The following is a 9,350-nucleotide window of genomic DNA, read 5'->3' as shown; positions in this document are numbered from 1 at the left end:
GACGACGACGATCGCTATCCGGGTGGCGACTACGACGGGACATAGAGAGACCTGGCGTCCCATAGTAGAGCGTCCACACGCCACTGAGGGAAACCCTCGACGGGCGGTTCCCACCCACACGATGCGAGTACTGGCTACGGCCCCACCGGAGGCCGGGGGCAGGACGGGACTCCCGCAACACCCGACCTCTCGGTGGACCGCCTCCTACCGCTACCTCTTGGCCGCGGCCTTCTTCGCCTTCTTCGCCGCCGCCCGCTTGAGCGTCACCGTGCGGGTCGTGGGCTTGGCACCGGCGCCCGCAGGCGTGAACGTCGCCCGGAGCTTCAGGGCCTTGCGGCCCTTGTAGGACCGCTTGCCGGAGGCGGTCAGCTTCGCCGTCACCGTCGCCACCCTCGACGACGTGATCGTGCGGGTCGTCTTCCTGATCCCGTTGCCGGAGACCGTCAGCTTCCCGCTGCCGATCCCGCCGACCCGGACCTTGACCTTGGTCGAGTAGAACCGCTGCGACACGATCCCGAAGCCACACGGGGTGATCACCCGCGGCCGCATCGTGACCTGCTTGCCGTTCTGCCCGTCGAAGACGGCGTCGGCGATCTGCTCGCCCTTGCAGACGTCCGCCTTGTTGTCGTTCGAGGCAACCGCGAGGATCCCGTACTTCCCGCCCGCGATGTCGAGCTTGAACGAGGAGATCGGCGCGTCGGGCACGAACCCGAACGTGTTGATCAGCCGGTTGTTCTTGACGTCCGTGTCCGCCCACAGGTCGAGGGCGATCGGGCCGCGCAACGCCACCCACAGCTTCGGGAACGTCTTCGCGGTCTTCCCCGTCGCCGTCGTCCGCAGGCCCTCGACGAAGTAGACGTTGCCCGTCAGGGCCTCATCCAGCAGCGGCGTGGTCGCCGACGCCTTGCCGACGATCGACCCCGCCGGGCAGTTCTTCGCCGCGGCTTCCGCCGGCTTGCAGAGCGCCTGTGCGTTCTCCGCCATCAGCGAGAGCGTCGGCGGCAGCGTCACGACGACCTTCTTCAGGGCCGTCTGGTCACTCGTCTGACGGACGGTCGCCGAGAACGGCGTCGTCTTCCCCTGCGTCGTCGCCCGCTTGTCGGGCATCTCGAGCTCGAGCTGCGGCTTCAGCGGCAGATCCTTGCAGCCACCGACCTGGAACCGCGAGCTAACCGCCGCGGTCTGGCCACCGGCCGCACCGAGGGTGCCACTGATCGTCTTCTCCGCACACGAGGTCGGGTTGCGCATGAACCCGGGCTTATCGACCGCCACGTTCAGGTTCTGCAACCGAACCGGAACACCCTTGACGATCGTCGGCAACGGATCACTCACGATCGTCACGTGCGCGTCGTGCGGATCGACATAGATCTTCTGCCGCACCACCACATCACCCAGATCGAACGGGCCCGCCTTCGCCGGCACCGTCACTCGCAGCGAGTACGGAGCATCCCCGTAGGCGCCCTCGAGCACGACCGGCCCGTGCAACCAGAACGGCTGCGATCCCGGACCGGCACCAACCGTTGCCGTACCGATCCGCGTACCGAGGTTGCCCTTGATCGTGGCCAGCAGCCCTTCGGGCATCTCCAGCCGCAGACCGTTGAGGTCGGCGTTCCCGTCGGGCTTCCCGATCCCGAGCGTGAACGGCGAGGCCGCACCCGCGATCGGGTTCACGACCCCGGCCTTGAACGTCGGGGAGAAGCCACCGAGGTTCGGCACGCAGTCGACCGTGAAGCTGTTCTTCCGGTTGACGGTGTGCCCGCCCCAGGAGGTCAGTTGCGTATCGACCGTCTTCTCCCCACAGGTCGGAGGCGACGCCAACGGCGCCCGCGGACCGTCCTTGAAGTGCAGGTTGATATTCGAGACCGGCAGCTGCGGGTTGTTGTCGAACGTCGTCTCGAGCCGACCGGTGTCCTTGTTGGCACGAATCGAGCCCGGAAGCCGGATCGACAGCCCCCGCTCCTCGTTCTCCAGCACCAGGGCGATGCGGAACATCTCCCCGGACTCCGGATCATCGGAGTTCTGCGAGCGGATGTAGACCCCGCCCGTCAGCTGCTCCGCCAGCACCGGCGACGTCGCGGTCGCGGTCCCGACCTTCGCTTCGTTCGGACAGGTGACCGGATCCTTCGACTTCAACTTCAACTCGTCGTCCGTGCATGCCTTCAGACCGTTCGCTCCCGACGGGTTGATCGTCATGCCTTCGGGCAGGGTGACCGTCGCCTTCTTCAATGGCGGCGGCGCTAGCCCGTCGGGATCGGTCAACCCTTCCTGCGGAAATGCCAGGTCGACATTGAGGCCTGTTGGCGCATCTGGAGCCGACCCGGACGGCTTGACGGCGACCGTCGGCTCGAACTCCGGCTTGTCGCAGTCCGTCAGCGGTGCGGCAACCGACCGGAACCTCTTGTAGTCACCCGGATGCTGCCAGGAATCCAACAACAGCTCCGTCACGGGCGGGTCCGGCAGACACTCATGCGGATTGCTCAAGAACGCCGTCTCCGGCGCCGAGCTCGAGGCTCCTGGGAAGCAGAACCCCGGGAACGGGCAGGTAAAGCGTTCTGCGTCGTGGCGCGGATCCGCAGGCGTCCCCCACAACGAGACCCCAACCGAGAGGGGCAGCGGGTCCTCCGACGGACTATCGCTCACCTTCAGGCGAATTCCATAATTATCGTCGCTCCGAACCGAAGCGTAAATGTGAACGAAGCCGTAATTAATGATGGTCGCCCCAAACTGGGCAACATGACCTCGATCCGGAACCATGTTGTACACCCCGTAAGGCGATGCGGGCGGCGGGTCGACTTGGTTGTACAGGCCGACTCGGATCACTCCAACTTGGCTCTCAATCGGACAGGTCCCGGCCGCTAGCTGCGCTTGGGTGCAGGTCGGAACGGTCTGCGGGTTGCCGACAAACCCGACCGGCAGATCGGTGATGACATCCTTGACCGTCTCTACCGGGTAACGCGTGTTCTGGTTGGTGACAACGTTGTTGACCGTGAAGTTGGCACTAGCAGCAAACGGATGACCGCCGGCCGGGGCCGTCACATCCGGTACGCCCGCCTCGTCGATCGTGCCCGCGAAAAAGTCGTCGGTCCCAAACGACTGACGAGGAAGGATCGACAACGGATCCTGATAGACCGCCGGCACGGCCTGTCCGCCACCGGAGACGGTGATCGTCGCCTCAGCGCCGCCAACCGCGCCGTCACCCGCCGAAAGCACAAGGCTCAGCGCAATCGTCTGACCTGCTCCCAGGCCTGCACTACTGGTGCAGGAGACCGATTCCCCGTCGGCGCTGCACGGGACTTCCGCATCGTAGAAGTACCCCCCAATGACCTGGCGGACCGAAACGCCCGCTGGCAAACGAACCTCCACGGTCGCTGGCGTTCCGGCCGGCATCGCGTCGCCGCTGTTCGTCGCATAGACGTCGTACTGATCGTATGTGTCACCGACACGAAAGCTCGTCGGGAACTTCGACGAGCTGAACGTCAGCGCCGGTGCTGCATCAGCCGTGGCCGTGGACCAGACGCCCCCAAGCCCAACCGACAACATCGTCGCGAGGAGGACGAGGAAGCGCATTCGGCGGACCGGCCCGGCCCAGTTCGAGTACAACCCTTGCGTCTGCATGGCTACCGACCCCTTCGAGCATCAGATGACGGGGCGCTGGCTTGTCGACTGGTTCGGGACGACGAAGCACCCACCTTGCTGTTGGTCCCGGCCCGAAACGTCACCGGTGCCCGCACTGCGGCGGAGACCCCGGCGGCAGGGGCGAACCCCACCGTCACTTGGGCCTTCACACGACGCTTGCGCTGCAGCGTCCGCTCCGCCCGCTTCGACAGCTTCACCGTCAGCGTGTACGTTCCGGGCTTCGTCGCGACCTTCGACGATCCAACGAGTCCTGATCCCGACACCCGGATCCTTCCCTTCTCGGTAACCGTCACGCGGACCTTGGCCGACGTCCCTCGGACCGTCTTGATCTTCGCCACCTTCGGCTTGGCCGTCGCTCCCGCCGCCACCGGAGGAGCGACGTTTCCCGGGCCTACGAACGAATCACTCAGCGCGGCGGGCGGCAGCCCCGCGCCGGCGATCAACTCGCCCTGACAGGCTTCCCCCGAACACGAACTATCGGGCGGCGGCGGCGGCGACAAGAACCCGCCATCAACCCTCGCGACGTAGACATCAACAGCCCCGTCGACATCCTCCGCCACCAACCGCTGGTTCGTCGAGAACGCCACTGTGCTTCCGTCAGCACTGATGCCGTATTTGGGCGAGGAAGGCTTCTGTCCCGGATCGGGCCCCTGACCATCGGTAACCAGATCAACCTGCCCGACGCCGGATGCCGCCCGCCACCGATAAATATCCTCTTGCTCGTTGACATCGCGCTCGGCCAGGCGCTCCTTCGTGAGGAAGATCACCGAATTTCCGTCAGCACTCACGTTGCTCAGCGATTTGCCGGTCCTACTGGCGGTGGAATAGTCGAGGCTGGAGATTGTGGCCTGCACTTCCCCGTTGCCGTTGCTGCCGTACGCGTCCTTGGCGCGCGAGACCCGCTGCAACGAGCCGCTATCCGCGTCGTAGCGAAACACATCGAGCGCGTTGTCGGTGTCGTCCGCCGTCAATCGATCCTGCGACTCAAAAACCAGTACCCGCCCATCATCCGTCGCGAGCTGCGCGAACCGGGAATCACCGCCCCACAGTGGTGCCACAAAGCTCGGGGCCCCAAGCGTCACAACGAACGCAAAACGCCCCCCGGGGTCTGAGGGCGTGCGCTCAAACAGGTACAGGTTGTTCTCTCCCTGCTGGGCGCTCTGCCCGGCCGCGTTCGTATCGGCGGTGAGTCGACCGTGGGCGACGAAGTAGATCCGTTGGCCGTCGTCGGAGATCCGCGTGACTCCCTGCGCATCTGCCTCGGGATCTGGAGCCGTGGAGCCCGGAGCCGAGATCCGCGTCAGCGTTGCCGCAGACCCGCCGGTTCCGAAGCGGTATTCGTAGAGGTCCAGCGACTCGTCGGTGTCGTCGTTGGTCAGCTGCTGCGTCGTCGACAGGAAGACGTTCATGCCGTCCGCCGACGCGCCCTCGTACGTCACATCGGCCGGGGCATTGCAGGCGGTCACCGCCGGCAGGCTCTCCACCCGCGTGCACCGCGACTGCGACACCTCGACCGTGCTGGACCCGTTGCTCCGCGCCAGGACTCGCAACGGCCCCTTGTTCCCGCAATCCGTCGATGCCGAAGGCGCGGTCGGGTACGCAGAGAAGAAGATCCTCGATCCATCCTCGGAAACTGCGTTGAAGCTACGCTGATCTCCCCCGATCGTCCGGCCCTCGCACAACGCGCCTACGACCTGCCCTCCATCCTCGAGATCGACCCGACGCACCGAGGACCCGTCGGCAACTTCGTACAGATTTTGCGCGTTACCGCCGCCAGCAGGGTCGAAACCCGGCAGGATACTCACGCCACTGTTCGTCGTGAAAACGAACGAGGACAGATCCCTCGCGCCTCCGGCATAGTGCGCGAAGTAGCGGTCAAGAGGACTCGTCGTCACCTCGAGCTTGGCCGTCAGCGCCGGAGACGCCGGCGCCAACGACCCGTCGAACCCACGAAGGTAGAACCGCGTCTGCCCCGGGATCGGACCGACCGGAGCAACGAACAGCGCACGAGACAGGTCCGCAGACTGATCCGCGGAGCGCGCTCCGCTGTAGAACTCGCTCGCGGGAAGACCGATCGGCCGCGTCAGCCACCCCGTCTCGGAACGTGAAGACCCGTAATCGGTCTGAAAGCCGCTGGACGCCGGCGTGCCCGCAAACCCGCCGTTGCCCTGCAGCAGGGCACGCGTACCGTCGGAGCTCAACGCATTTGGACCTACGCTCACACTGTCCTTCTGCGCCGGACTGACCATCTCCCACGCCATGCAGTCGGGCAAGAACGTCGAGTCCTGCTGTGCCCGGACCGCGGCATTGGGACAAACCTCCGCCGCTGACGCCGCGGGTGCCGACTCCCCGTACCACCCCGCTAGCGCGATCACGGAGACCGCGACAGCCAGGCCTCGTCTGACCGGCCGACTTCCAATCACAACGTGGTGCGGCACTCCCCGCCAGCTACTCATCGTTCCTTCACCGCTTTCGTCGCCCAGACCATCTCTCGTGACAGCACACCGACCACCTGTTCTTCGCATGTCCATGTCCGTTCATTTCGCTGGCGCCCTGCCACCACGCGGCGGCCAAGGCCCAACAAGGTCCACTCGCCACTGACGGCGATTCCATCGGGCGCGACGCCCAGCACGCGGTCGGGCGTGGCCGGCCGATGAACAACAGGGCCGCCCGCCCAAGCAACTCGCACCGTGCGGGTGCGTATTGCTCCTCTGGCCGACTTTGTCCCGACACGAAGGCCACGTCGAGCGCAGCCGACTGTCAAGAGGGGGAGTTGGCGCCCACGAACGGGCAGGTAACGCGCGGTGTCGCCGACCCTCCGTTCGGAGGTCGGCAAGCACGACCGCATGCCGTTGAGGCGACTCGACGGGAGCTCTACTGAGCGCACCCAGCAGGAATCCGGCCGGAGTGCGAAACGTTCAGGGCGCGGCCTGCGGCGTGTTCGCCGCGGTCTCGTCACCGTTTCCCAGTCACCACTAGACGTGAGGAGCTTGTCGGTCAAAATTGGTCTTCCAGGAGTCCCACCATAGCCCGCGGCGGAAACAACAACTTTGGGTTCCGCCACCTGCGGCAGCGGAACCCAAAGATTCAACAAACTACGAACTGCGCGATGAGGCAGTGTCACAATGGCGCTGCCTCGTCGAGTCTTAGAGCGCCGCCGAAACCCCGGTGGGGCTAGTAACCGTCACGGTCCCCGTCACCGTGGCGCTGCCGAGCGGCCCACTCACCGTGTTCGCCGTGCCACCGTCGAAGGTCAAGAGCCCACCGGCTCCCACGATCGGTCCCAGCACACCGGTCTCAGAGATCGGAACCCCGATCGGCACACCCGTCGGGCAGGTGCCGGCGAAGGTGTTCGTGAACGACACGCCCGTGATCGAGTCCCGGATCACGGCGCCGACGGCGGTCAGGGTGCTCGGCCACGGCAGGCCGAGAGCGGCAGCGGTCGCCGTGCAACCCGGAACGTTCGTGGAGCACGGATTCGAGAACGTGACGCTAGTAATCGAGTTCTTGCCAACCCCCGAGGCGTCGTTCCAGATATCAGCGGTCACGTGCACGCCGCACGTCACCTTGAAGCCGGCGGCGGCATTCAGCGTCAACGTCCCGTCTCCAGTAATGGCCGTCTGCGGCGACGTCGGGATCGTCACGCCATTGACCGTCCAGTGCGGCGCGGCCTGCGCAGCAGCCGGCATCGCGACAGCGCCAACGGCCACGACGGCCGCCAGTGCGATCTTGCTCTTGAGATTGCCAAACATATGAATTGCTCCTATAAGGCCCGGCTTCCGCCGGACGCGTTTGTGGTGCCGAAACGTCCTTGCTTGAGATCTGGGCGCTCCGGTACTGCGTCGCCGGCGCTCGAACACCGCTCAAGCGCAAGCAGGAAGCAGGAAAGAGGTCCGCGCGTCGATATCCGTCGGCGACCTCGAGCCCTGATGCGATGCCGTCTCCCCCGAAGCGACAGTCGTCGCGACGAAATACGGGGCGACGTGCCTTGCGCGCCGGGGACCCTTCTTCCTCTTGCAAGATGTTGCTTCCTTGCAAGCTTGATAATCGTGCCCTCAAGGCACGGTCAGCAAGCTACACGAGCGTTTCGATGAGTGTCAAGGCAATCGGCGGTTTCATTTTCGGTGGCCAGGTAGCCACCGCAGCGATTCACGAGTACGTCGTCGATCGGGACGACCGACGACGGCGCATCGACCCACTGCCTTGCCCGCCGGGTCGCCCATTTCCGCTGCCGAGAGAGCACCGCCGCCTGCCATAGCGCCAAGACCAAAGACGGCTCAGGCAACGACTGCACTACTCCCGCATTGAACGCAGGAAGGTCAGTCGCCTACAGGTCGGAGCGTCCTGCACACATAGAGAAACGCAACGAGCAGTTCGCCCGTCTTTAGGTTAGGTCCTTGAAGGCGGCAACCTATTTCGGTTTCTAGTGGAACGCGTGCCCTGGTGCCCTCGGGCCCCGACCTCACCAGCGAAGAGTCTCGAGCGGACCGCCCGCCCCCGATCATCCCGAGGCCGCCTCGCCAGACTCACGCGCTCGCGGTAGGTCGTACAGCCGTCCAACGCCGACGCGCGACAGGCTGAAGTCCCGACGGGGATGACCAAAAGACCGCCGCAGCATCCGCCGCCGAGCGATCAAGCTCAGCGGCAGACGCCGAACGACGCGATGCTGAGATCGCGAAGCTCCTGCCTCAACAAGACCTCCTGGACCCTCACGGCCAGGCCCGGCGCGACTACAGAGCCGCCGAGATGCCGGTGGGCGTAGTCACCGTCATGGTTCCCGTCACCGTCGCGCTGCCGAGCGGTCCGCTCACGGTGTTCGGCGCGCCGCCATCGAAGGTCAGAATCCCGCCGGCGCCGACGACGGGCCCGAGCACGCCAGCCGCAAAGATCGGTACCCCGGTCGGAATACCCGCCGGACAGGTCCCCCAGTACGTCCAACTGGCGGACACCCCCGCGATCGAATCCCGGATCACGGCCCCGACGGCGGTCAGCGACCCGGCCCACGGCAGGCCAGTAGCAGCGGCGGTCAGCGTGCACCCCGGCACGTTCGTCGAGCACGGGTTCGCGAAGGTGACCGCGGCAATCGATTTCTTTCCGACACCCGTCACCGCGTCGTTCCAGATGGTGCCCGTGGCGTGCACCCCACACGTGAGCCTGAAGCCGCCGAAGGCGTTCAGCGTCAACGTACCGTCGCTAGTCGTGGCCGTCGGCGTGCTGCCGAGGGTGGTCCCACCCTGCGTCCAGTGCGGCACCGCCTGCGCCGCAGCCGGCATCGCGACGGAACCAACGACAACAACGGCCGTCAGGGCGACCTTGCTCCCCATGCTTCCAAACATATGGTTTACTCCTAGTAAGTCCGGCTAAGCTGGACGCGTTTGTGGTGCCGGAGCGTCCTTGCTTGAGATCTGGGCGCTCCGGTACTGCGTTGCTCCGTGCAGCATGATCGATCCTGCTGCCAACCAGAAGCAAATAGGAGACCACGTTGTGGTCCCCCCTGCTCGCGACGCCGAACGCCGCCGACCCGCGGCGAGTGGCTCAGGACCGCCCTACGCGTGAGGGGCGAGCGGTGCCCCGGAGGGATCGTGCCCTTCGGACACCTTCCGCACGGCCGCAGCCGGCACGGCCCCATCCTCGATCGCCTGCCGCGCGCCCTCGACCCCGAGGTACGGCGTCAGCACCGTCGCGACCAGCTCGGGAATCAACGCAGGCAAGAG

Annotated in this window: 4 protein-coding genes; all 4 read right to left on the bottom strand. The window is 65.7% G+C overall.

The features are described 5' to 3' along the window. Positions 1 to 210: 210 nt before the first annotated feature. A complete protein-coding gene (locus tag ACVUH9_RS22095; protein ID WP_475760995.1) occupies positions 211 to 3,567 on the bottom strand; it encodes a hypothetical protein in 3,357 nt (1,118 codons plus the stop codon). A 50-nt stretch (positions 3,568 to 3,617) separates the two neighbouring features. Then, positions 3,618 to 5,837, bottom strand: a complete 2,220-nt coding sequence (locus ACVUH9_RS22090) for a hypothetical protein (protein WP_475760993.1) — start codon at positions 5,835 to 5,837, stop codon at positions 3,618 to 3,620. A 945-nt stretch (positions 5,838 to 6,782) separates the two neighbouring features. Beyond that, positions 6,783 to 7,388: a hypothetical protein gene (locus ACVUH9_RS22085; RefSeq protein ID WP_475760991.1), complete on the bottom strand. Its 606-nt coding sequence runs from the start codon at positions 7,386 to 7,388 to the stop codon at positions 6,783 to 6,785. Between the two features lie 978 nt (positions 7,389 to 8,366). Continuing rightward, complete coding sequence (locus ACVUH9_RS22080) at positions 8,367 to 8,960, bottom strand: hypothetical protein (protein WP_475760989.1); 594 nt, start codon at positions 8,958 to 8,960, stop codon at positions 8,367 to 8,369. Positions 8,961 to 9,350: the final 390 nt, after the last annotated feature.

This window comes from Patulibacter ginsengiterrae, from assembly GCF_056269115.1.
The sequence above is the reverse complement of the archived record's forward strand: the minus strand, read 5'-3'. Positions and strand labels throughout refer to the sequence as shown.